Source organism: Moorena sp. SIO3I6, assembly GCF_010672095.1.
In genome coordinates this window covers 1-1,215 of sequence record NZ_JAAHHU010001499.1, presented here as the reverse complement: position 1 = coordinate 1,215, position 1,215 = coordinate 1, and the positions used below count along the sequence as shown (strand labels likewise).

The window sequence follows — 1,215 nt, the reverse complement described above, 5'->3', positions numbered from 1 at the left end:
GTTCTTTGTTAACATCTGGGTGGTACTTCCGTGCCAAGCGACGGTAAGCACGTTTAATTTCATCTTTGTCGGCATCACGAGAGACACCAAGCAGATCATAATAGTCAGCCATAGAGCGCTGATCGGTCTTCCATTTATATAGTGGGGGCTCTTGTTATTCCTCAGGTTATTGCTATAAAAGCACAAAGAGCGCATTCCAGCATTACCTGCATCCTATATCATTGTCTATCAAAAAAATCAGCTGATTGCCACCTGCTTATGTGACCATAATCTCAAGGTTGGCTTGAGCTAGTCAAAGCAAGGAATTGAATTATCTATCTTTTAGGGAGCTGTTGCCGTAATCAACTGCTTCGTAGTCAACATCTACTTCTAAGGTTTCATTCTCAAAATCAACCACAAATTCTCCTACAGCATCCGGTTCTATTTGGGTGGAGTCGTTTGAATTGGACTCTTGAACTGTTTCGTCAGACGCGATAAATTCCGGGTCTGACCCCAGGCTGGCACTCGCGTAAATGATCCCCCCAATTTCCAAGACAGTTTTCTGCAAAGTTTCAATAGCTTCTTTCACCTCCTCGACCTCAATAGAGGGGTCTGTCATTATGGTGTCTAGGTGCTGCTTTTGTTGATCTGCTTGCTCCTTTAGTCCTTGAGCCTGAAGGTTAGCGCTAATCAATTCCCCATGGTCTTTGATAGTAGATTCATAGTTATATAGTAAGCCATCGGCTTGGTTTTTCAGTTGCACCAATTCCATGCGACGGCGGTCTTGGTCAGCATAGTCTTCTGCCTCACGGCGCATCCGTTCCACTTCCGCTGGACTTAATCCCCCCGTATTGGTAATCACAATACTTTGCTCTTTCCCAGTTCCTCGATCACTGGCAGCGACTTTAAGAATGCCGTTGACATCGATTTCAAAGGTAACTTCAATTTGAGGGACACCACGGGGAGCTGGGGGAATACCAGTGAGCAGGAATTTTCCCAGGCTTTTGTTATCTCTAGCCATTGCCCGCTCCCCCTGCAATACGTGGATTTCTACGGAGGTTTGTCCATCAGTAGCTGTGGAAAATACCTGGGACTTACTGGTAGGAATAGTAGTATTGCGCTCGATAATTTTGGTGAACACTTCTCCTAACGTTTCTATACCCAGGGAAAGGGGAGTAACATCCAGTAGCAGGACATCCTCTACTTCCCCGCCCAAAACACCAGCCTGAATTGCTG

2 protein-coding genes are annotated in these 1,215 nt (G+C 45.8%); both read right to left on the bottom strand.

Annotated features, from left to right (window positions below):
- On the bottom strand, positions 1-112 hold a 112-nt coding region (locus F6K49_RS50640), incomplete at its 3' end, for a DnaJ domain-containing protein (RefSeq protein ID WP_293072688.1).
- Between the two features lie 198 nt (positions 113-310).
- The coding region (locus F6K49_RS50635) for an Hsp70 family protein (protein ID WP_293110448.1) at positions 311-1,215 on the bottom strand (905 nt) is incomplete at its 5' end.